The 22788-nt window shown below is 64.6% G+C and carries 13 protein-coding genes and 1 riboswitch; of the genes, 8 read left to right on the plus strand and 5 right to left on the minus strand.

The genetic code is table 11. From position 1 onward, the window contains the following. The coding region (locus tag OXH56_13035; GenBank protein ID MCY3556232.1) for a hypothetical protein at positions 1 to 878 on the minus strand (878 nt) is incomplete at its 3' end. Positions 879 to 1022: 144 nt separating this feature from the next. On the opposite strand from OXH56_13035, the gene OXH56_13040 reads away from it, so the two are divergent. Further along, on the plus strand, positions 1023 to 1265 hold the full coding sequence (locus tag OXH56_13040; GenBank protein ID MCY3556233.1) for an acyl carrier protein: 243 nt from the start codon (positions 1023 to 1025) through the stop codon (positions 1263 to 1265). 144 nt (positions 1266 to 1409) lie between these two features. Here the strand turns inward: OXH56_13040 and OXH56_13045 are convergent, their stop codons facing one another. Genes OXH56_13045 through OXH56_13060 form a run of 4 tightly spaced genes read right to left on the minus strand, consistent with a single transcriptional unit; the run spans position 1410 to position 15636 of the window. Next, positions 1410 to 12281, minus strand: coding sequence for an SDR family NAD(P)-dependent oxidoreductase (locus tag OXH56_13045; GenBank protein MCY3556234.1), 10872 nt, complete (start codon positions 12279 to 12281; stop codon positions 1410 to 1412). Between the two features lie 50 nt (positions 12282 to 12331). After that, positions 12332 to 13666 carry a dihydrolipoamide acetyltransferase family protein gene (locus OXH56_13050; protein MCY3556235.1) on the minus strand — a complete coding sequence of 445 codons (1335 nt, stop codon included), beginning with the start codon at positions 13664 to 13666 and terminating at the stop codon, positions 12332 to 12334. A gap of 9 nt (positions 13667 to 13675) precedes the next feature. Then, the gene (locus OXH56_13055; GenBank protein ID MCY3556236.1) at positions 13676 to 14653 is read right to left on the minus strand and encodes an alpha-ketoacid dehydrogenase subunit beta; all 978 of its coding nucleotides are present in this window, start codon (positions 14651 to 14653) and stop codon (positions 13676 to 13678) included. Then, positions 14650 to 15636 carry a thiamine pyrophosphate-dependent dehydrogenase E1 component subunit alpha gene (locus OXH56_13060; protein MCY3556237.1) on the minus strand — a complete coding sequence of 329 codons (987 nt, stop codon included), beginning with the start codon at positions 15634 to 15636 and terminating at the stop codon, positions 14650 to 14652. Before OXH56_13060 ends, OXH56_13055 begins: the two co-directional genes overlap by 4 nt. Positions 15637 to 15777: 141 nt before the next feature. Here OXH56_13060 and OXH56_13065 point away from each other — a divergent pair, with 141 nt between their 5' ends. The 7 genes from OXH56_13065 to cbiB all read left to right on the plus strand — a co-directional run bounded on the left by OXH56_13065 (position 15778) and on the right by cbiB (position 22511). Beyond that, the gene (locus tag OXH56_13065; protein MCY3556238.1) at positions 15778 to 16563 is read left to right on the plus strand and encodes a phytanoyl-CoA dioxygenase family protein; all 786 of its coding nucleotides are present in this window, start codon (positions 15778 to 15780) and stop codon (positions 16561 to 16563) included. A 49-nt stretch (positions 16564 to 16612) separates the two neighbouring features. Beyond that, positions 16613 to 17455, plus strand: a complete 843-nt coding sequence (locus OXH56_13070; protein MCY3556239.1) for a hypothetical protein — start codon at positions 16613 to 16615, stop codon at positions 17453 to 17455. A gap of 198 nt (positions 17456 to 17653) precedes the next feature. Beyond that, positions 17654 to 17857, plus strand: a riboswitch (cobalamin riboswitch). A 108-nt stretch (positions 17858 to 17965) separates the two neighbouring features. Beyond that, positions 17966 to 18751, plus strand: coding sequence for a heme ABC transporter ATP-binding protein (locus OXH56_13075; protein MCY3556240.1), 786 nt, complete (start codon positions 17966 to 17968; stop codon positions 18749 to 18751). Positions 18752 to 18762: 11 nt separating this feature from the next. After that, the gene (locus OXH56_13080; GenBank protein MCY3556241.1) at positions 18763 to 19779 is read left to right on the plus strand and encodes an iron chelate uptake ABC transporter family permease subunit; all 1017 of its coding nucleotides are present in this window, start codon (positions 18763 to 18765) and stop codon (positions 19777 to 19779) included. Between the two features lie 71 nt (positions 19780 to 19850). Then, complete coding sequence (locus tag OXH56_13085) at positions 19851 to 20414, plus strand: cob(I)yrinic acid a,c-diamide adenosyltransferase (protein MCY3556242.1); 564 nt, start codon at positions 19851 to 19853, stop codon at positions 20412 to 20414. A 1-nt stretch (position 20415) separates the two neighbouring features. Beyond that, complete coding sequence (locus OXH56_13090) at positions 20416 to 21555, plus strand: adenosylcobinamide amidohydrolase (GenBank protein ID MCY3556243.1); 1140 nt, start codon at positions 20416 to 20418, stop codon at positions 21553 to 21555. Further along, on the plus strand, positions 21546 to 22511 hold the full coding sequence (cbiB, locus tag OXH56_13095) for an adenosylcobinamide-phosphate synthase CbiB (protein MCY3556244.1): 966 nt from the start codon (positions 21546 to 21548) through the stop codon (positions 22509 to 22511). The genes OXH56_13090 and cbiB overlap by 10 nt, the downstream gene beginning before the upstream one ends. Positions 22512 to 22788: the final 277 nt, after the last annotated feature.

Genomic DNA, 22788 nt, shown 5'->3' on the forward strand with positions numbered 1-22788 from the left:
GTCATGGCACCCTGAATCGATCTGAAATCGACCGCCCTGGTCTGCCGCCATGATATACGCTGAATGGCGACACAACTGCTGATCGTACGGAGCGAGACGACCACCGCCACCAGCAGAAATCCGGGAATCAGCACCCAGAAGTCGCCCCCGAAACCCAGGTCGAACCCCGGCCAGAGGAATGCGGGCAGGCTGATCCAGTCCGCCTTCGCGATGCTATCCACGTCGAACAGTCCGAAGTAACTGCCGACCACGGTACCGGCGGTTACGCCGATGATCGGCGCCCAGAGACGTAACTTCGCTGAACCCTTGAGCGTTAAGCCGGAAATGACGGCCACGGTGGCCGCGGCGCTGAGGACGGCGCCGAGTGACAACTGGCCATCCGTCGTCGACGACAGCATATCACCCATAACGGGCATCACCGTAATGGGTATCAACATGATCACGGTGCCGGAAACCGTGGGGGTGAGGACACGCTGGAATATCGAAAGCCGCCACGAAAGGGCGATCGGAACCACGGAAGACACGACGACGAGCACGGCGAGCAGGACCGGACCGCCGGCCGTCAACGCCTCGATGCAGATCGATATGTACGCCGCCGACGTGCCCATGACAAGGAGATGGCCCGAACCGATTCTGCCGAAACGAAGGACCTGCAACATCGTGGTCGCACCGCAGATCGCGACCGAAGCGAATACGGCCCACGCAACGTAGTCTTCCGTCTGTCCGGCGGCCCGCATGACGATCATCGGGATGATCATCACCGCAGCGATGTTCAGCAAGGCCAGTTGCAGTCCCAGGCCGAGTGCCAGCATCTTCGGGGGCGGTTCATCCGGTTGAAACCGCAAGCCCGAACGGATGACGGGTCCACCAGAACTCATAGGGACGATTCTCCCGGTTGCCGCCTGTGATTTTTCTATACGATTTCTAAAAAGTTCATTTGATTTAGTAACGGCAGAATGTTATACTAAGCAAGCAATCCAAATAACAGGTTGATTTACCCCCAATTGGAAAGGAATACATCCATGGCTACGACCGCTGATCGTATCAGGAAGCTCATCGAAGACAACCTGGAAGTCGACGGGCAGCCCATCGCACTGCCGGATGATCTCAACATCAGCCTTTCAGAGGCCGGAGTTTCCTCCGTGGACATTCTTGCGTTCGCCAAGATTGTCGCCGAGGAATTCAACATGGAATTCTCGCCTCAGGATTGTGTAGACGTCAAGACGGTGCAGGAACTCGTCAGCCGCCTGGACGCTGCTGCCTGAGCATTCCATACGACTGTCGTGTGTTTCGACGGTCGCGCGAAATACAAGCCCGCCTGTGAGAGCGTTCGAGTTTTTGCAGGCGGGTTTCGTACGTTTGGCGCACCCGGCCGGACCGTTGGCACAGTTCGGCCGGGCCGTTAGCGCCTAGCGGATCCAGAAGCTCCTGCGCTGGAACGGATAGCCGGGCAGGGCGCGTCTTCGACGGGATTCACCCGCGAACAGTCCGCCCGGTGATACCGGCAATCCGATATCGTAGGCCGTCTTCACGGCTTGCAGGAATCCGTCTCCTTCCTCTCCGTCGATTTCATCTGCAGTATGAGCAAGGCTGCCGAACAGGGTGGGCGCCGCGGCGGCTTGGTCCGACGGCTTCTCCGGCCATGCTTCGGCTATGCCCGCCGCAAACTTCGATACCGAGCCAATTTCAATCAGCGTATCCACTGCCAGGTCGGCCAGGCTACGCGCGGGAGCGCGCGATCCCTCGCCCTGGCCCGATCCTTCGCCCAGACTCGAACCCTCGTCCTCGAGCGTCCCCTGGAGCCAGCGGTCCAGGTCCGCCATCTCCGCCGCCCCCACCCTGTTACCCGTGGCTCCGCTGACGATCGTCAGTGACGGCGTCGATACGGATATCCCTTCCAGCCTGGTCTTCGATGCAGCTGCATTTGCATCGCACGCTTCCTCCATGGCCTTGAGGGCCACCCCGCGCGCCAGTGCGATTCGGAGTCCCTGGTCGAGCGTGAACGCCCCGGCAGCCTGTGCGGCGGCGATTTCCCCGCCATTGCGGCCGCAGACTGCCGAGGGCCGAACATCCAGGCTGGACCACAGGGCGGTGATCGCACACTGAAGCGCATAGGCCGCCGGATCCGTCCAGTCCGGATCGTCGATCGGAGGCGCAGTACCTTCCCCGTCGAAAAGGGGATCGAGCAGGGAGGTCCCCGTTTCACCGCGGAACAGCGCTTCGCAGTGATCAAGGACGCCTTGCACCACGGGTTCCGAATCGTACAGGCGCTTGCCGAATTCCCGCCATCCGTCGTCCCATCCATCATATACGAACGCCACCTTCGGCGTGGCCGCGGTCACGTTGGTCCCGTTCGACTCGACGGCATCTGAACGGGCTTCATTCGACGCGATGGCCTCCAGTCCTTCGCGAAGCGTTGCGACATTGCGGAACATTACGCTGTTCCGGCAATTGAAATGGCTTCTTCCCATGCTCGCGGTCCAGGCCAGGTCCGCCAGGAACTCCTCTTCCGATTCCTCGCCCGAACCGGCTGGGAGATTCCGATCCAGCAAGGACAGGTAACTGCCGGCGAGTTCCCTGAGCGCCGTCGGGTTCTTGCCCGACAGCGGCAGGAGGCGGCTCGTACGCGACCCTGGACGCGCGCTGTCCCGTTGCGGTTCCGGGACGCCCGGAGAAAGTCTCACTGCGACGGTCTGTCGTGTTCCGGCCGTTTCGATCTCCGTTTCCGACGATTGCGCGCCGTCGTCGCGCGCCCCATAACCTTCGACCACCACGTGGGCGTTCGCCCCGGATATGCCAAAAGCGCTGACCGCCGCGCGATGCGGCCGTTCGGGATGAGCCGGCCAGGTTACCGCTTCCGAGGCCACCCGTACGGGAAGGCGATCCCAATCCACGTTCGGGTTCGGACTTTCGAAATGCAGTTGTTTCGGGATGCGCTCATGGCGAATCGCCATGACCACCTTGATCAGTCCTGCGAGGCCGGCAGCAGACTCGAGATGGCCGATATTGGTCTTCACCGACCCGACCAGAAGCGGCCGGTTCGGCGCACGTCCCCTGCCGTAAACCGCGGCGGCCGCCTGCACCTCGATCGGGTCGCCCAGCGCCGAACCGGCGCCGTGAGCTTCCAGGTAATCCACTTCCGCGGGATCGAAGTCCGTCTGCGCCAGCGCGTCCTGGATCACGCGTTCCTGCGCGGGACCGTTGGGTACCGTGGGACCCGCGGTCGCGCCGTTCTGATTGGTCGCGGAACCCCGGATTACGCCCCAGATGCGGTCACCGTCCGCCTGCGCTTCACTCAGTCGTTTCAACACAACCACGCCGCAGCCTTCGCCGCGCACGAAACCGTCCGCCCTGGCGTCGAAGGCGTAGCAGCGGCCTTGATTGGAAAGCATGCCCAGGTAGGCCATTTCCGACGTGATATCGGGGGACAGCACCGTATTCACGCCACCGGCGAGGGCCAGGTCCACTTCTCCGAGACGGAGGCTGGCCACGGCCTGGTGTACGGCGAACAGCGCAGAGGCGCAATTCAGCTCCAGGGGTACCGATGGACCTTCCAGGCCCAACAGGAAGGATATCCGGCTTACGGCCAGGCTCCGGGCGGTACCCAGGTAATTGACCCCGCCTCCCCGGCTCTGCATCAAATCGCGGTACTCGCTGGAAGCGATCCCGGTATATACTCCCGTACGCGAACCCCGAAGCCCGTCAGGGTTAACTCCCGCGTCTTCGATCGCGTGCCAGCTCGTCTCCAGCAGGAGGCGTTGCTGGGGATCCATGCTGCGCGCCTCCAGTGGCGATACCCGGAAGAATCTCGCGTCGAAACGGTCGATGCCTTCTATGAATCCCGCGCGGCGCCAACCTTCGCCGCCTGAGTCCGGTCCTCCCTGGCTCGGCCCTCCCTGGCTCGGCCCTCCCTGGTCCGGCCCTACCTGGTCCGGCCCTACCTGGCCCGTCCTTCCCGGCGATCCACTCTCCGATCCGGTGTCGGGTCGTACATCCGCGACGGCATCCGTACCCTTTTCCAGCAAGTTCCAGAAGGCATTCAAGTCCGGTGCGCCGGGGAAACGGCACGCCATGCCGATGATGGCAATGCCTTCGTTGTCGGTCCGAGCCACGGTACCAACTGCGGGCCCGGTGGGCGCTGCTGGGGCGGCAGAGATACCGCTCTCGGTCCCGGTGGGCGCCTCCGGGGCGGCAGAGGCATCGCTCTCCTGTCCGGTGGGCGTCTCCGGCGCGGCGATAGCAAAGCGGCCGGAACCGGCGGGCACCTCCGAATCCGCGGCTTCGCTGCCGGCACCGCCACTGGAATCAGGACCATCGCTTTCCAATTCCGCATCGCCGATCTCGTCGATCAGGTGGGTGGCGAGTGACGAGATATCCGGATAGTCGAAGACGAGGGTGTTGGGCGCCGTGTAGCTGCCCGCAAGGGCGCGGTTCAACCGATTCCTCAGTTCGACCGCCATCAGCGAATCCATGCCGAGATCGAAAAATCCCACGGTGGGCGCGGGCGTGGACGACAGCCGAAGCACCGACTGCACTTCCCCTTGCAGGAAGGAAACCAGCACGTTCTCCCGCTCCGCGGAGGGTGTATTCCGCAGGCGGGTCAGGACGTCATCCGAGGAGGAATCCGTCGCCTCTTCCGTCGCCTCCTGGGCTGCCGCAAGCAGGTCCTCGAGCAAAGGCGGCCGGCTTTCCGCCGCTTCTTCGAACACGGCCCAGTCCATCGCCATGACCACGGAATGAGTCCCGTCCTGCCGGACCAGCCGGTCCATCGCCCTCAGGCCCTGCTGCGGGGTGAACCAGCGGCCGCCGAGGGCCGCGCGTTGGCTTTCGATCCGGTCCTTCTGCTCCGCCGCTTCGCCGATCTCCGACCAGGCGCCCCAGGCGATGGCCTGACCCGGAAGCCCCAGCGCCCGCCGGTGGCCGGCCAACTGGTCGAGGAACGCGTTGGCCATGGCGTGGTTCGCCTGGCCCGGATTGCCCATGACGCCGACCCGGCTCGAGAAGAGCACGAACAGATCCAGGTCCCGATCCCGGGTCGCCCGGTGAAGGTGCCAGGCGCCCAGGATCTTGGGCCGCAACACGGTCTCGAAGTTCTCCCAGCGCTGGTTCCCCAGCGCACCGTCCGACAGCACACCCACGCTGTGGATCACTCCGCCCAGAGGAGTAAGTTCACGATCCATGCGCTCGAGCATTGCGTCTACCGCGTCCAGGTCCGTCACGTCCGCCAGTTCCACCTGTACCGATACACCCCGCTCCCGGAGTTCCTGAATGGCTTCTTCGGCTTCCGTATCCGGTTGGCGGCGGCCGTTCAGCACGATCGTGCCGGCGCCGCGGTCCGCGAGCCAGCCGGCCACCGCGCAACCGATGCCGCCCAGTCCCCCTGTCACAAGGTAGGTACGATCCCGCTTCAGACGGCCCGTGACCAGCGGCGGCGGCGTCACGACGATCTTTCCGAGATGGCGGGCGGACCGCATGAAGGTCAGGGCGGCGCCCGCTTCGGCCAGCGGCCAGCGGCTGTGTATGATGGGTTTGAGTTCTCCCGAAACCAGGCGCCCCATGATTCCTCTGAGGACGCGGCCGACCCAGGCGGGGTCCGTCTTTTTCAGTACATCCAGCTCCAGGATGTCGTAGGCCACGTCAGGACGCAGCGCGGCCATTTCGTCCCCGGTCAGGATGTCGCGTCGGGCCATCTCCACGAAACGTCCATCGGGCTTGAGGCAGGACAGGCTGGCGTCGATGAACCCCTCGCCCGTCAGGCTGTTCAGGACCACGTCCACCCCTTCGCCATCGGTGGCTTCGAGGATCTCCGGTCCGAATTCCGTCGTGCGGCTGTCGTAAATGTGCTCAACGCCCAGCGAACGGAGATAGGCCTGTTTCGGGGCGCTTGCCGTGGCATGGACCTCGGCCCCCGCGGCCTGAACCAGTTGGATGGCCGCCAATCCCACCCCGCCCGCACCGGCGTGAATGAGCACTTTTTCTCCCGCCTCGAGTCCCGAGTACTCGAAGGAAAGCGCGGCAGAAACGAAGGCGCTGGGCACCGTAGCCAGCCCGGAAACGGAGAACCCCTCCGGCGCGGGCGCTACGAGGTCCCCATGGGTAATCATGAGCGGCGCGAAGGCACCGAAGCCCAGTCCCACCACGTGATCGCCCACCGAGACGGACGATACTTCGTCGCCCACCTCGGTGATGACGCCGCACATCTCCCGGCCCAGTAGACCCTCTTCGATGAAACCGAGGGACCGGAAAACATCCCAGAAATTGAGCCCAGCCGCCTCGACGGCGACCCGGACTTCCCGGGGTTCGAGCGGGCGCGGCGGGAGTGGTTGTACAAATGGTTGGTCGAACACGCCCGCCGGGTCGGGCGCCAGCACCCACTCCGGGTCTTCCGGAAAGTCCAGGCGGCCGGATTCTTCTCCCATGCGAACCAGCCGCGCCACCATGCGGCATTCCCGCCGGAAGACGATATGGTTCTCGTCGTCCGGGTACATGAGTTCATTGACGAGATCCGGATCCGGCGCAAGTTCCGCGGGATCCAGGTCCAGCATCCGTGGTTGCAGATGGGGCGCTTCGCGGGCCACTCCTTTGCCGAATCCCCAGAGGGCGGCGCCCGCCAGTTCACCGCCGAGTTCCCGTTCCAGCACCTGGGAACCGCGGGTGATGAACCAGACGCCCCTGGACGGGGTCGAATCGGTGTCGATCAGTCCCTGCACGAGTGCGAGGGCACAGGCTCCGGCACGCTGCACTTCGGCGGCCAGTTCAACCGTGGTGGCCTGCGCACCGGGGCCATCCAGGCCGGCCAGATGCACGACGCCGCTGAACGGTACGTCCTTTGGCAGGCTTTCGATCAGCGTTCGCCAAGACTCGCGTTGCCCGCATTCCGCGGTGGTCCTGACGACTCCCGTGCCGTTGGCGGCGGGCAACCCGTCCGCCGCATCGCCCTCCCGCACCAGGTATACCGCCTGGTTCCGCGCCGCCAGTGCGGACGCGAGTTCCACCGCCCGTCCGCCCCGGTCCTCGGTGAGGATCCAGGTTCCGGCAGGTTCGGACACCTTCGCCGGACCCTGGGCTACGATAACGCCTTTGTCCAGGATCGTGGACGCGTTCGATGTATCCGATGCATCCGGGCCGCTCGGTCCGCCTGGTGCGCCTGTTCCGTCCGGTCCGCCTGGTGCGCCTGTTCCGTCCGGTCCGTCGGGTCCCAGCACTTCCGCTTCCGCGAATCCTGCGTCGCCGAGGGCCTGCTTCCATACGTCGGGGCCTGCCAGCGCGTGGTGGGGCCGGTAATCGTCGGCGAACCGCCACCAGCCGTCGAGCTGTCCGAAGGTCAGGTCCATCCAACCCAGTCCGCTGAGGTTTTCGAGCGCGATCAGATGGCCCGACGGCGCGAGCAGATCCCTGCAGTGGCCGAGGGTCTCCGTCAGGTACCGTGTCGCGTGCAGTACGTTCGACGCGATCAGCAGGTCGTAGCCATGGGGTTCGAATCCCTGCTCGAACGGGTCCTTTTCGATATCCAGCGGACGATAGTCGATGGCTCCGCCACGGTCGCCGAACCGGGCTTCCGCCTCGGAGAAGAAGCCCGCGGAGATATCCGTGTAGGTGTATGCGAACCGGCCATCCGGAAGCTCGGGCAACACGGACGCGGTAGCGGACCCCGTGCCGGCACCGACTTCGATCACCCTGAGGCGCCGCCCATCCGGCAGGGTGGACACGAGGGCCTGCACCGCTTCCGTGAGCATCCTGTTCGCGGCCCGCGCGACGGGTGCTTTCAGATAGAGATCGCCCGCCGTCGGTTCTCCGCTGCTGAACAGGAGGGTCAGGGGGTCCTCTTCTCCGCGAAGCACCTCCGCCAGGGCGAGGCCGGACCGCAGGAACAGCCCGATCTCGATCTGGCCCTGGTCATACCTTTCCTTCATCCAGCCGGCGAACGCCTCGAGGTCTGCGGGCATATGTTCAGGGAGCGGATCCTCCGGACCCACGGCCACGCGGAACCCGTCGTCTATCTCCTCCATTACGCCGGACCTGGCGAGCATCTCAAAGAGCCGGCGAAAGAGGCGGGTGTGTTCGGGCAGGACGCCCAGCGCCTGTCTGAGATCGTCAGGATCCACTACCTCGCCTTTCTCACGCTGCCATCCCAGTTCCTCCAGCGACGCGAGTGCGCGGGACCACGACCATCGCTCCAGGTCCGTCAGCAGGGCATTCCGGTTCTCCGGATCCACGCCGGCGTCTGTCAGGTAGCCCGTAAACGACTGGGCGTTGCCCGCGACCTCCGAAGGACTCGGAAAGAAGTCCGCCGCTTCGATGCCGGGGGCCAGGGGGCGTTCGCGCCATACGACCTCGTACAGCAGGTCATTCACGCCCTCGACCGCCGCCAGCAGGGCCGCCCGGGTCGCCCGTTTCACCGTGTATCCGCTCAGGCGGCCGACCAAGGCGCCGTCCGGATCGTAAATCCGCATCTCGCCGCTCAGGACCTCCGGCGTCTCATCCGGATTCGTCTCGGCGCCGCGCGAGGATTCGCTCAGCAGCACGTGGCAGACCACCCGGTCCGGCAGCGGTCCCGCCAGCCACATCCGCTCCCAGCCGAAGGGCAGATAGGTCGCTCCGCCTTCGGTCTCCGCCACGTTCCGCGCAACGCCCATGACCTGGAAGCAGCCGTCGAGGACGAGCGGATGCACGTCCAACCCATCCCTGTCGTGGGATTCCGGTAAAGCAACCTCCGCAACCGCCTCACCCGGCCGGGACCATGCGTTGCCGAGCGTACGGAAGCTGGGACCGAGATCGACCCCCGTACTCGCCCGGTGGCGGTAGTAGCCCGCGACGTCCACGGGCGAGAGACCGTCTTTCAGCGATTCCAGGTCGACCTGTTTACCGGCTTCCTGATCCGGAACGCCTTGCGCAAGACGTCCTTCCACGTGAATCGTCCAGATGCCCTCGTTCCCCTTGCTGTATATCTGCAGGTTTCTGGATGAGGCCGGTTCGGCAGCATCAAGTACGACCTGTATGCTGCGGCCGTTTTCTCCTGTCTCTTCATCCTCGAAGACCATGGCGTTGTGCAACTGCATGTCTTCCAAGGAGATCGGTCCGCTCTGCTCGAGCATCGACACAGCACTCGCCATGGATCCGTACAGGGCGCCCGGAGCCAGGACGCGATTGAACACACGGTGGTCGTCCAGCCATACAGGATCGGTTGGGAACACTTCGGTCTCGAACGTAATCTCTCCGCGGGCAGACTCGCGGCGTTCCCCGAGCAAGGGGTGCCCGGCGGTGCTCCGATGCTGCCTGGACGATTCGACCCAGTGGCGCTGGCGCTGGAAAGGATAACCCGGCAGGGAGATTCTCCGTCTGGATTCCCCGGCGAAGAGTCCCTCGAAGCGTATCGGCTGTCCGGCTTCGTATACCGACGCTACCGCCTGAAGGAGACTGCCTTTATCCGTCTCTGGGGTATCGCCGGAGGGCCTGCTGAGACTGGGTACGATCGCGGGTGCCGGGGTCTGTGGCGAATCCGGCCAGGCCGATACCGCCATGGGCGCCAGGATCGCATGAGGACCGATCTCGACGACCAGGTCCACGCCGAGTACGGCCAGTGTGCCGACACTCTGTGCGAAAGCCACGGGTTCCCGGGCGTGCCGTTTCCAGTAGGCCCCGTCGAATGCGTGATCCGGCGCCACCGCCTGCCCGGTGAGATTGCTGACGACTGCAATCGAGGGAGCATTGACGGTCACGCCATCGAGTGACGCTTCCAGCGCGTCCAGGGCCGGTTCCACCAGCGCGCTGTGGAAGGCCCTGGTGGTGTTCAGCCGTCTTGCGCGGATCCCCGCCGACTCGAAATGCTTCATGACGGCTTCGATGGCGGGAACCGTTCCACTTACCACCTGGTGCGACCCGTTGTCCGCCGAGATATTGCACCCGATACCGCCGGACACCTCGGTGCTGGTTGACGCTTTGATACCTCCGGACACATCATTGCCGCCGGACGTCCCATTCAGCCCTTCCAGTTCCGATGCGACCCGTTCCGCGGGCGCAAAAACCGCGGCCATGGCGCCTTCGTCGGTACCGGACAGCAAGGTGCCCCGCGTGGCGGCGAACCGCATCCCGTCCTCCAGGCTGAATACCCCCGCGGCGTGCGCCGCGGCCAGTTCGCCGACGCTGTGGCCCATGACCACGGCCGGCTGCACGCCAACGCTCGACCAGAGGGCCGTCAGCGCACATTCCAGCGCGAAGAGCGCCGGTTGCTCCCATGCCGTGTCGTTCAGCGGTCCTTCCGCTTCGTTACGGCCGAACATTACATCCAGCAGCGAGGTCCCGCGGACCTCCTGGAACACCGCTTCACAACGGTCCAGTACCGCACGGGCCACGGGCTCCTGTTCATAAAGCGCCTGGCCCATGCCGGCCCACTGGCTTCCCTGCCCGGTGTAGACGAACGCGATCTTCGTCGGTTTCAGGGCGTGCTCGATCGGGCCCGCTTCAGTCAGTTCGGTGAGCCGTTCCCGCAATGAACCGGTGTCGTGGAAGGCAATGCCTGCACGGTGATCGAAATGGCTTCTTCCCACGCCTGACGTCCACGCCATATCCGACAGGAGCGCTTCCGGTCCAGCCTCGCCTTCGACGTCGCCGGAGTGCGATTCTTCGGCCAGTCCGGCCGGATCGGCCCGCTCTGTCTGTCCGGTCTGCCCGGTCCGCTCAGCCTGCTGGTCGAGCCAGGACAGGTAGCGGCCGGCCAGTTCGCGCAACGCGCTTTCCGATTTACCCGACAGCGGAAGCAACCGGGCCTTGCGCGGTTCCAAGTCGTCGGACGGCACAGGCGCGCCATCCATCGATTCGGGCAATGAAGCGGCCACGGCGACCGGCGATCCGGCCACCGGCGATCCGGCGACCTCGCGGCCGCTGTCCCCTGCTTCATCCGGCGCGCGGTACTCCTCCACCACGATGTGGGCGTTGGTTCCGGAAATGCCGAAGGAGTTCACGCCCGCCATGCGCGTGCGCCCGGTGGAGCACGGCCAGTCCGTCATTTCCGTGGTAACCCGTATGGGAAGGTTATCCCAATCGATACCGGGGTTCGGGTCGTGGAAGTGGAGGTGCTTCGGGATCACCCCGTGTTTTACCACCAGGGCGGCCTTGATCAGTCCGGCCACGCCCGCGGCCGACTCCAGGTGGCCGAGATTGGTTTTGACGGAACCCGTCAGCAGCGGATGATCGGCCTCGCGACCCCGGCAGTAGACTTCGGACACGGCGTCAATCTCTATCGGATCGCCCACGGTCGTACCGGTCCCGTGCGCCTCCAGGTATTCCACGTCCGTAGGTGATACCCCCGCCTGGTCCAGCGCGTCTTCGATCACCCGGATGAGTGCGGGGGTATGGGGGACGGTCAGGCCCGTGCTGGCTCCGCCGTGGTTTATGGCCGAACCGCGGATGACGCCCCAGATCCGATCGCCGTCGGCCTCCGCCTCGCTCAGCCGTTTCAGGACCACCACGCCGCAGCCTTCGCCCCGTACGTAGCCGTTCGCCGACGCGTCGAAGGTCTTGCACTGTCCATCCGGCGACAGCATCATGGAATCGGCGCGCAGTTCGTAGATACGGGGATTCAGGAGCGCTTGGACACCGCCTGCGAGGGCCAGGTCCGCCTTGCCGTGCTGCAGGTCCGACACCGCGTCATGGATCGACACCAGTGACGACGCGCAGGCGGCGTCCACCGCCTTGACGGGGCCCATCAGCCCCAGCACGAAGGCGACCCTGCCGCAGGTGCCGTTCAGGTTCGTCCCGCTCAGCGCGTAGAGACACGAGGCCGCGTCGGAGGGCCGGGTAGATTCCAGGACCAGCATGCGATACTCGTCGTTGCTGATCCCAGTGTAGACCCCGGTACGGCTGCCTTTCAGGCTGTCCGGGTCGATCCCCGCGTCTTCCAGCGCCTGCCAGCTCGTCTCCAGTGTCATCCGCTGCTGCGGGTCCAGCAACTGCGCTTCGACCGGCGAGATCCGGAAGAAGGACTCGTCGAACTGGTCGATGTCGTCTACGAAGGCGCCGTACCGGCAACCGTCGCTGATCGCCGCGCCTTCCGGGAAGAGCGTGCCGATGCGTCCGGTACCCGATCCGGGGATGCCCTCGGTCACCGCGTTCCCGCCCGCTTCAAGCAGGCGCCAGAATGAATCCAGGTCCGGTGCGCCGGGGAACCGGCAGGCCATGCCGATGATCGCGATCGACTGCTCGTGCACGGCGTTTCCCTTCGTCCTTTCCCCGGATCGATTTGCCGCTTTCTCGCTCGCCCGTGGTGGTGTTTCGATCGACATGATCGTCCCTTTCGTCTACTGGGTCTTTACCGTCAACTGAGTCACATTCGTCAGCTGGGCCCGGTCTGGATGCCATCCGCCTTGTCGAATACCGATTCCGGTACTTCCGCCATTTGCTTGATCCGCTGCAGGAACCGGGCGGCCGGCGCGCCGTCCACGATCCTGTGGTCGAAGGTCAGGCTGAGCGCCATCATGCGGCGCACACCGGACTCCCCGCTCGATTCGTCGACAACGACCACCTTCGAAACCGTTCGCCCGAGCCCGAGAATCGCACACTGGGGATAATGTATGATCGGGGTGAAGGCGTCGACATCATACATGCCCAGGTTGGTCAGGGTGAAGGTTCCGCCCTCGATCTGGTCGAGCGTCAGGCCGCCGTCCTGCGCGGCCTGAATCAGGCGTTTCGTTGTTGCCGAGACCTCCTGGAGCGATTTGCCCGGAACATCTCTGATCACGGGCGCGATCACCCCGCCGGTGGTGTCCACCGCGATGCCGATGTGGATGCCTTCGTTCAGTACCACGCCGTCGCGCCAGGAGGCATTCATGACGGGATGCTCGGTCAGCGCGACGGCGGTGATCCTGACCATCAGATCGTACCAGGACGGGCGGCAGGCACCTTCGAACAACGACGAAAGCGCGGTAACGTCCGCCTCGGTGTTCAGGGTGACCGGCGCCGTGGACTGATGGGATTCGGCCATCCGGCGGGCGATGACCTGCCTCATGTCGCCCTGGCCGGTGCCGGCCCTTCCGTCTGTCCCGTCCATTGTGCGATCGTGCCGACGGCCGGCTTCGTGTTGCCGTGCGGCTTCGTGCCGCCGGGCGTCGTCGTGCTGCCGGGCGGCTTCGAGCACGTCCCTTTCCACGATCCGGCCCGATCGTCCGGTGCCTTTCAACGACCGCCAGTCGATACCCGCGGAATGTGCCGCGCGGCGGGCCCGGGGACTGATGGCGGGGGTGCCGCTTTCGCGGTCCGTTGTCACCGGCGTGGCTTGTTCGAGTACGGTCCCGGTTCCGGGTGCGGGCTCAGGTTCGAGAAATGATCCCCCGGCGAACGCCGTTCCCTCCGCGGGTCCGACGGCCACGCCCTCGCGTCCGGCATCGTCCGACCGGTCCGCGTTTGGATCAAAGGTCTCAATTTCGTGTTCGGCAACGACGAATCCCAGGAGCGTCCCCACGGGAACGGTCTGACCAGGCGGAGGAGATGCATTCGGGATTTTCAGCGTGCCGGTCTCGAAAGACTCGACCTCCGCCGCGGCCTTGTCGCCCTCGATCGTGCATACCATTTCGCCCTGGCGAACGGTCTCGCCGTCCTGTTTCAGCCATTCGACCAGCGTGCCTTCTTCCATGTTCCATCCCAGCCGCGGCATGACGATTTCGTAGGTCATGACCCGTTCCTATTCCGCGAGCAAGTCGCGGACGGCCCGTTTGATCGCCGCACGATCCGGAATGACGGCCTCCTCAAGCGTGGGGCTGTAGGGCGTGGGCACGTGGGCGCCATTGAGCCGCTTGATCGGCGCGTCGAGTTCGTCGAATCCGTGTTCGGTCACGCGGGCGGAGATCTCCGCGCCGATCCCGCACGGCATGAAGGTCTCGTCCACGATGAGCAGCCTGCCCGTCTTCCGCACGGACGCGAGGATGGTATCCACGTCCAGGGGCGCCACGGTGCGGGGATCGATGATCTCCAGGGAAATCCCTTCGGCGGACAGTTCCTCCGCGACCTGAAGGGCATGGTGGACCATGACGGTCAGCGCTACGACCGTGGCGTCGGTCCCCTCGCGAACGACCGCGGCCTGTCCGAAGGGCACCCGGTGCTCGCCATCGGGCACGGGCCCTTTAAGGTTCAGCAGATGCCGGTGCTCCATGAAGAAAACGGGGTCCTCGCTGCGCAGCGCCGTGGCGAACAGGCCCTTCGCGTCCGAGGGATTGGAGGGCAGCGCCACGCGGAACCCCGGGATATGGACGAAGAAGGGATAGTAGCTGCCCGAATGGTGGGTCGCCGCGGAGTGGCCGATGCCGATGCAGCCCCGAAGCACCATGGGCATCTTCAGCCGGCCGTTGCTCATGTACTGCATCTTGGAGGTCTGGTTGATCAGTTCGCCCAGGCCGTCGAGGATGAAATCCATAAACATGAAATCCACGACGGGCCGGGCGCCGGTCATGGCCGCGCCCGTGCACATCCCGATGAACCCCCGTTCGCTGATGGGCGTGTCGCAGAGCCTCAAGGGACCGTGCTTCTCGTAGAGGCCGGCCGTGGTCTCGAAGTTTCCGCCGCGTTCGCCCGCGCCTTCGCCGACCACGAATATGGCGGGGTCCGCGTCCATGGCGTCGGACAGGGCTTCCCGCGCGGCTTCGGTGAAGGTCTTCTCGGTCATACCGTCTCCCGGTACACGTGGCGGTCCGCCGTGCCGCCTTCGGGCCAGGGACTGGCAGCCGCTACCCTTTCCGCTTCTTCGACCTCCGCCCGGACGTCGGCTTCGATCCGGTCCAGGTCGGACTCCGACATCGTTTCCTCGGACAGGATACGGCGCCGGAACCTCGAGATGGGGTCCTTCTCCCGCCACTCGGCGACTTCGTCCTCGGTGCGATACACGCCGGTGAGGCCCATTCCCTCGGCATGGGGACGGGTGCGGTACGTCTTCGCTTCGATAAGGGTCGGTCCCTCTCCCGCCCGCGCCCGCCCCAGCGCCTCGATGGCCGCCTCGTGCACGGCCAGTACGTCGTTGCCGTCCACGCCCACGCCTGGCATGCCGTAATTGGACGCACGCGAAGCCACGTCGGGGTTCCGGGATGCGTAGGAGAAGGCCACCTCGGTCGCGTACAGATTGTTCTCGCAAACGAAGAGGACGGGCAGGTCGTAGATGGCGGCGAGATTCAGGCCCTCGTGGAAGGCGCCGTTCCCCACGGCGCCGTCGCCGAAGAAGGCCACGCCGACGCTGCCGTTTCCCAGCAGCCTGGCGCTGTACCCGGCGCCGGCGGCCTGCAGGATGCACGGACCCACGATTCCGCTCGTACCCATGAGACCGATCTCCGGAGCGAAGAGGTGCATGCTGCCGCCCCGGCCGTGGGATATCCCCGTCTCCCGGCCGTACAGTTCGGCGATGAGCGCGGCCGGCGACACCCCCTTGGCCAGCGCGTGCCCGTGGCCCCGGTGCGTGCTGAAGACCGCGTCGTCATCGGTCAATCCGGCACAGATTCCGGCGGCTACGGCCTCCTCGCCGACGTAGGTGTGGCAGGCGCCGTGGATCAAGCCGGACATGAAGGACCTCGCCAGCCGTTCTTCCACCGTCCGGATCGTGAACATGGTCCGGTACAGCCATCGATGGCGTTCGAATCGATCCCCGCTGTCGGCAGACATGGCCCTCTCCGGCTAAAAAACTTGCCCGTTGCACAGGCGCCTTTACATTGGGTCGTGAACATTCCATAATACAGACAGATCTTCACCAGTGGCAAGGTTGATTTTGCTCTTCCACGCGGATCCAAAAGAGAGAGATCGCCCATGTCCGAGGCACGAACGGAAACCCATCGCGGACTGACCGTGGAAGAAGTCGGCACGTTCCACGACCAGGGGTTCCTGGTGGCCGGCAAGTTGCTGGACGACGAGCACGTGGAAGCGCTCCGGACGGAGTACGACCGCGTGTTCGAGACCGCGCGCGAAAGCGGCCGTTACCGCAACCTCTCCATCGATGACACGGAAGACAAGTCGCGCAAGCGCAATGCCCGGTCGCAGATGCTGCAGATCATGCAGATGTGCGAACGCAGCATCGAGTTCAGGAAACTGCTCTACCATGAGCCGATCCTGGACATCGTCGAGTCCCTGCTTGGACCCAACATCCAGTTGTTCCACGACCAGGCCCTCTACAAGCCGCCCCGGCAGGGCGGCCCCGTCTTCTGGCACCAGGACAACGGCTACTGGCAGTGTACCCCCGCCAATCTGGTGAGCTGCTGGCTCACGCTGGACGACGTGGACGTGTCCAACGGGGCCATGCACCTGATTCCCGGGTCGCACCGGCTCCTGGTCAACCACGAGCGGTCGGCCGAGACCGGCGCCCTCCTCGACCTGGGCGAAAAGGCCGAATCGGAGAAGGCGACGGTGGTCGACCTCCCCGCGGGCGGCGCCATGTTCCATCACTGCCAGACCATGCACCACACCCCGGCCAACGTCACCGACCGGCCGCGCAGGGCCTTCGCCATCCACTACATGACACCCGGCACGAAGCGCATGCGGGACGGGGCATACATCGATGTCTCCTTCGCCCACCCCATGCTGCGGATGCGGGTATAGGACCGCACGTCCAGCGCGTAATAGTTAGCCCGCGCACAGGGAGATTGAAATGTCGACAACGCTACAGTGGGAGCCCCTCGGTCCCGACGTGGAGTCCATTTTGGCCGCCGAAAGCGATCCGCTCCTGGCCCTGTCGGAGGGCCGGATTCCTGCGATCATATGCCGGAAGGCCTATTCGCCCGCCCATTGCCAGGCCCTGATCGAGCGGTTTATCGAACGCGGGCTGATGCGGGATCCAGCCGATCCGGAGGCTGCGGCAGAGGACAGCCGCTTGCGTATCGATATCGGTACGAGCCTGGCGAACCGGGGTTCGGACAAGGAGGGTTTCCTGATGCACGCGGTCGGAACGCGCGTCCTGTACGAGACCCTGTTCAACGGGTATGAGGATCCCGTGAAGCTACTGTACGGGGCGCTGGACACGCTCGCGGGAGAGAAGCGCGTCATGACCGCCCGGGAGCCGGACGGCCGCAAGTACGGCCCGGCCATCTTCCGCATCCACTACGGGGGCCATACCTACAAGCCCCACATCGACCACGTCACGCTCCGGGAAAAGCGGTTCGACTACGAGGTGACCCGTTTCGGCCACCAGTTTGCCGGAGTCCTCTGCTTCCAGAACGCCCTGCACGAGGGACGCAGCACCCAGGCCATCCTGCACCGGTGCATGTGGACCCCCGAAGTGCAGGAGTCCATCGCCACCGATACCTTCCCCGAGTACGCCCGGCGCAACGGCGTCAGCAGCTACACCGTCGACCTGGAGCAGGGCGATCTCTACTTCTTCAACACCCGCCTCATCCACGAAGTTCCCGCCGTGGAGGGCGACCAGCCGCGCATCGTCCTGGCCACCTTCATCGGTTATTCCCCCGACGACCCGGAAGTCTACGTCTGGTCGTGATGCGTTAGTGGTACGTCAGCGGTTCGTTAACGCCAGGGCAGTTGTACAATTGTACAACATATTGGGTCCATCACGCCACATCCAGTACCGCCTGGAGATTCTTCGACGCGATCATCATCAATGTTCGAGCAGTATCGATTTAACATGCCAGAGCGTTTTTGTATTGCACAAACTGTCGGATTCAGTAAATTGAAAGAACAATCGAATACAGCCGCAGGTGGCGGTAAGCTCATACGCTGAAAAGGGAAGATGGTGCGAATCCATCACGGTCCCGCCACTGTGTTCGGGGACGAAACTCAAACTCGTCACTGCCGGTCAGGCTGAGTCCATGGACCGGCGGGAAGACTTGAGGAGTAGGACGATCCGTCAGTCAGGAGACCTGCCTGCGCGCTGTGCGAACGCTTCTCCGTGAGCAGAGAGGCCGAGCCCGGATGCGCATGCCTGCCGTCCCGACCCAGCCCTTCCCTTGCGGAGCGGCTGGTTTTTTTTACCCGATGGGGACGGGGCAACATGGAAACCGCCATACGCGTAGAAGACCTCTCCTGCGGTTACGATCGTCGCCCGGTGCTGGAGGGCCTGTCCTTCGACCTGCGCCAGGGCGAGATGCTGGGGGTGATCGGGCCGAACGGATCGGGGAAGAGCACGTTGATACGCGCGCTTACGCGGATCTTGCCGCTGAGCCGGGGACGCATTGCGCTCTACGGGACGCCGCTTCAGGACTACACGGTCCGTGAGATCGCGCGCGAGGTCGCCGTCATTCCCCAGCAGACGCCGGTTACCTTCGCCTTCTCCTCGCTGGATGTCGTCATGATGGGCAGGACGCCCCACCTGAAGCGCTTCAGGAGAGAAGGTCCCGAAGACCACGACATCGCCCTCGAAGCCATGAGACGGACCGACTGCCTCGCCTTCAGGGACCGCCCCATACACGAGCTGTCCGGCGGCGAAAGGCAGCGAGTCATCATCGCCCGGGCGCTGGCGCAGCAGCCGTCGATCCTTCTTCTGGACGAACCGACCTCCTTCCTGGACCTGAACCACCAGGTCGAGATATTTGATCTGCTACGCCACGTGTGCGCCCGCGACGGGCTCGCCGTGCTGTGCGTGTCCCACGATCTCAATCTCTCGTCGGAATACTGCCACAGGCTGATGATGCTGAAAGAAGGGCGTATCTACACTGATGGTCCGCCCGAGCACATCCTTACCCAGGGACACATCAAGGCGGTCTTCGAGACCGATGTGACCGTGATAAAAAGCCCCTATTCGGGTTCGCCGCAGATCATTCTGAAACCGGGAGACTGACCGGCTTGACGATGAAACGGCCCCTCATACTGGCCTTGACGGCCGTCATCCTCTTCGCCGCCTGTGTCTTCTCCATGGGTGTGGGCGCCGTGTATATACCGGCCGGCGACGTGCTGCGGGTGCTGGCGGATCACCTGTGGCCAGGCGGCACACTCGAGGCGGCGAGGACGGCGACGGACACGATCGTCTGGGAGATCCGCCTGCCGAGAACCCTCCTGGCGGTGCTTGTAGGGGCCGCCCTGGCCAGTTCGGGCGGGGTGATGCAGGGTTTCTTCCAGAATCCCATGGCCGATCCCTATATCATGGGCATATCGGCCGGCGCCGCGCTGGGCGCTACGGTCGCGGTCACCCTGGACCTGCAATTCTGGATGCTCGGGCTGAACGCCGTATCCATCGCGGCGTTCCTCTGCGGCCTGGCCGTGACCATGGTGGTGTACGCCTTTTCCCGCCGGGGAGGCCGCGTGGCTTCGACCACCCTGCTCCTGACGGGCATAGCCATCGGCGCCATGGCGACGTCCTTCACGTCCTACATGCTCGTGATGGGCGGCGAGAACCAGCGCCAGTTGCTTTTCTGGCTCATGGGCAGCCTGTCCGCCCGGAGATGGGACCACGTCTGGATGCTTCTGCCCTATGCAGCGGTGGGTCTGGCCGTCGTGCTCGTTTACGCACGGGAACTGAACGTGCTGCTTCTGGGGGATGAGCAGGCGTCCCAGCTGGGCGTGCACGTCGAACGGGTCAAGCTGATCCTGCTGACGGCGGCCGCCTGCCTCGCCGCGGCCGCGGTATCGGTGAGCGGCATCATCGGTTTCGTCGGCCTGCTGGCGCCGCACATGGTCCGGCTGATTGTAGGACCCGACTACCGCATCCTGACGCCCATGGCCGCCCTGGCCGGCGCCCTTCTGCTGGTGCTGGCCGACCTGGTCGCCCGGACGGCCATGGCCCCCGCCGAAATGCCCATTGGCATCCTGACCACGTTGCTCGGTGCCCCGTTCTTTCTGTACCTGCTTCACCGGCAACGGCGGGTCTGAAACGAGCGTGCCGGATAGGACCGGCAACACCCTCTTCAACAACAACGCCGTATCCGAATCAAGGAGATCGCATGCCCAGGCTTACAAAGATCTACACCCGCAAAGGCGACGACGGGACCACCGCCCTCGGAAGCCGTCAGCGCGTACCCAAGGAGTCGCCCCGCGTGGCGAGCTACGGCACCGTGGACGAGCTCGATTCCGTCATCGGTGTCGCACTGGCGCACGGACTGGCGCCCCGGCTGGCCGAAACGCTGCCGGTCATTCAGAACGAACTCTTCCACCTTGGATCGGACCTGTGCTTCACCGAAGAGGACAAGGTGAAGTACCAGATCCCGCTGATCGAAGCCCGGCACGTCGAGAAACTCGAAGCGATCATCGACGAGTTGAATCCCATCGTCGGCCGGCTCGAGAACTTCATCCTTCCCGGCGGCTCTCCGGGAGCGGCGTATCTGCACCTGGCGCGGACGGTCTGCCGGCGCGCGGAACGGGAAGTGGCGGCCCTGTCCCGCGATGAGGCGATCGGGGACTACGTGCTGGCCTACCTGAACCGCCTCTCCGACCTGCTCTTCGTCATGTCACGATATGAAAACAAGGAACGGGGCGTCGAGGAACCGCTTTGGGACAGCAGGTTGTAGGATGGAAGAAATCCTCGACCGCCAAGAGTATTACCTGCTCAAGAGAGACGGACGGTTCCTCGTAACCGCATTGCGCACCCCCCACCAGGTGCTGAGTACCTCGGCCTGCAGCGGCGGAATGACCGACCGCGTCCGTTTTCTCGTCAACCACCAGAGCGTCGAGGGCCAGGGCCACCTGGATCGATTCGAATGGATGTTGGGACTTGGCGAGACCGGATACCATCACCACGTGTGTAAGGAGCTTGGGCTCGAACCGGAAGCCGTCGCGATGATGGGCACGGCCGCGAACATGAACTACGCCGCAAGGATCGTGGAGACCTTCGCGGAACTGCGCGTATGCGCCGTCGTGACCGCCGGGGTCGAGGGAAACGCCGGCTGCGCCGGCGATCCCGCGGACTGGCATGAAGCGGAATCCGGGCAGATGGAGAGACATCCCCACGAGAGACATCCCCACGACGGTACGATCAACACGATGCTGCTCGTCAACTGGCCGCTTACGCCCGGCGCCATGGCCCGCGCGGTCGTCACCATGACGGAGGGCAAGTCGGCGGCCCTCCGGGACCTGGCCGTCTCAAGCCGGTACTCCCAGGACCTGGCGACCGGTACGGGCACGGACCAGTACTGTATCGCCGCGCCCCTGGACGGGACGAAACAGCCCAAGGCCAGGGCGGGTCACCACGCGAAACTGGGCGAATTGATCGGTTCGTCCGTCCGCCGGGCGACCCTGGAGGCGCTGAGGTGGCAGAATGGACTGGAAGCCTCCAGCACGCGCAGCCTCTATCACGCGCTCAAACGTTACGGATTCAAAGCCGATCGGTTTCCGCCCGCCATGGAAAGCCGCCTGGGCGCGGACGAATACGCGCTCCTGGACAAGAACATCCGGTCGGTCGTCCACGATCCGGGCGTATCGGCCGCCGCGTACGCCTATGCGGCGGTCTGGGACCGCGTGAGGTACGGGACGTTGTCTCTGGTGCTGGCCGCCCCGCTGCTGAGACAGCAGGCCGCGGTCCTGGCCTCCGCGGTCGCGGCGAAACCGGAGGCCTGGCCGGCCTGCTACGAACAGCTTGCCGTCCATGAAGACGCGCTGCTGGATGCCGTCTACGACGCGATAGCCCTGGGATGGCGCCTGAAATGGACCTGACGGTACTCGCGCCGGACCCCGTTCTGCTCCTCTGCGCGGTGGTACTGGACGGCATCCTGGGGGATCCGGTCTACCGGTGGCATCCGGTACGCCTGATGGGCCATACGCTCACGGGCGTTGAGCGCGTGCTCCGCCGGACCGGACTGGACGGTTATGCGGGCGGGTGCGTGCTGTTCCTGGCGCTCTCTGCGTTCTGGGTAGGCGTCAGCGCGGCGTTGGCCCTGTGGCTGAACGGACTGCATCCGGTGCTGAACGGGGTCTACCAGGTTTTCTTGATTTACAGCATGGTGGCGCTCCGGGACCTGTGCCGCCATGGTATGGCCATCGATCGCGCCGGGGACCTGAAAGGCGCGCGACGTGCCGTGTCCATGCTGGTCGGCCGGGATACGTCCGCCATGGACGCCGCGGCCTGCCGTAGGGCGGGCATGGAAAGCCTGAGCGAGAACGCAGTGGACGGCTTCATCGCTCCGCTGTGCTGGTATGCCCTGCTGGGGTTGCCGGGCATCGTGCTCTACAAGGTGATCAGCACGATGGATTCCATGGTGGGGTACCGGACGCCCCGGTATGCGCGCTTCGGCTGGTGCGGGGCGCGGCTGGACGACCTTTTCAATCTCCTGCCCGCCCGGCTAACTTGGCTGCTGATGACGGCGGTCGCGTTTCTCCTGCCCGGGTATTCGGGCCGCAATGCCCTGTCAGTGGGATGGCGGCAGCATGCGCTCATTCCGGGTCCGAACTCCGGCTGGAGCGAAGCGGCAGCTGCCGGCGCCGTGCAGCGGCGATTAGTCGGACCGGTCCGGCAGGACGGTAAGCTGGTTACGGAGATCTGGATCGGCGACGAAGGCGATCCGGAAGGCGGCCAGACCGGCGACCTGCGCCGCATGTGCGTCCTGGTCGTGGTTACGTGCCTGGTAGCTACCGCTCTCTCGATTCTGGCCATGGTCGTGCCGGCAAAATAGAAAGGTAACCGATGGTAGTTTCACCGCGAACAAACGGTCGCTTCCCGCGCCGTAAAATGAGGCGAAGTACACGGTAACACCTGCTACTCCTACCAAAGAATCTTCCTGTTGCGCAATCGTTAAACCGGTCTTTAGTTTTAAGTTACATCCGATTTACGTGTGGCTGGCTTGACTTTGTCCACACCTTGTTACGCATGAATTTATGGGTATGGTGCATTCCGTGATGTTCTGCCAAGTACCGTTCGGCATCCTGCTTTCACACGCTCCTGATCGGGTA

It is taken from the genome of Gemmatimonadota bacterium (assembly GCA_026702745.1).
Classification (GTDB): Bacteria; JAAXHH01; JAAXHH01; order JAAXHH01; family JAAXHH01; genus JAAXHH01.

Excerpts from the sequence above, each read along its gene's own strand:
- OXH56_13040 (MCY3556233.1), top strand. The coding sequence starts at position 1,023 with ATGGCTACGACCGCTGATCGTATCAGGAAGCTCATCGAAGACAACCTG.
- OXH56_13070 (MCY3556239.1), top strand. The coding sequence starts at position 16,613 with ATGTCGACAACGCTACAGTGGGAGCCCCTCGGTCCCGACGTGGAGTCC.
- OXH56_13065 (MCY3556238.1), top strand. The coding sequence starts at position 15,778 with ATGTCCGAGGCACGAACGGAAACCCATCGCGGACTGACCGTGGAAGAA.
- OXH56_13090 (MCY3556243.1), top strand. The coding sequence starts at position 20,416 with ATGGAAGAAATCCTCGACCGCCAAGAGTATTACCTGCTCAAGAGAGAC.
- OXH56_13060 (MCY3556237.1), bottom strand. The coding sequence starts at position 15,636 with ATGTCTGCCGACAGCGGGGATCGATTCGAACGCCATCGATGGCTGTAC.
- OXH56_13085 (MCY3556242.1), top strand. The coding sequence starts at position 19,851 with ATGCCCAGGCTTACAAAGATCTACACCCGCAAAGGCGACGACGGGACC.
- OXH56_13045 (MCY3556234.1), bottom strand. The coding sequence starts at position 12,281 with ATGTCGATCGAAACACCACCACGGGCGAGCGAGAAAGCGGCAAATCGA.
- OXH56_13075 (MCY3556240.1), top strand. The coding sequence starts at position 17,966 with ATGGAAACCGCCATACGCGTAGAAGACCTCTCCTGCGGTTACGATCGT.
- OXH56_13050 (MCY3556235.1), bottom strand. The coding sequence starts at position 13,666 with ATGACCTACGAAATCGTCATGCCGCGGCTGGGATGGAACATGGAAGAA.
- OXH56_13055 (MCY3556236.1), bottom strand. The coding sequence starts at position 14,653 with ATGACCGAGAAGACCTTCACCGAAGCCGCGCGGGAAGCCCTGTCCGAC.
- OXH56_13080 (MCY3556241.1), top strand. The coding sequence starts at position 18,763 with ATGAAACGGCCCCTCATACTGGCCTTGACGGCCGTCATCCTCTTCGCC.
- cbiB (MCY3556244.1), top strand. The coding sequence starts at position 21,546 with ATGGACCTGACGGTACTCGCGCCGGACCCCGTTCTGCTCCTCTGCGCG.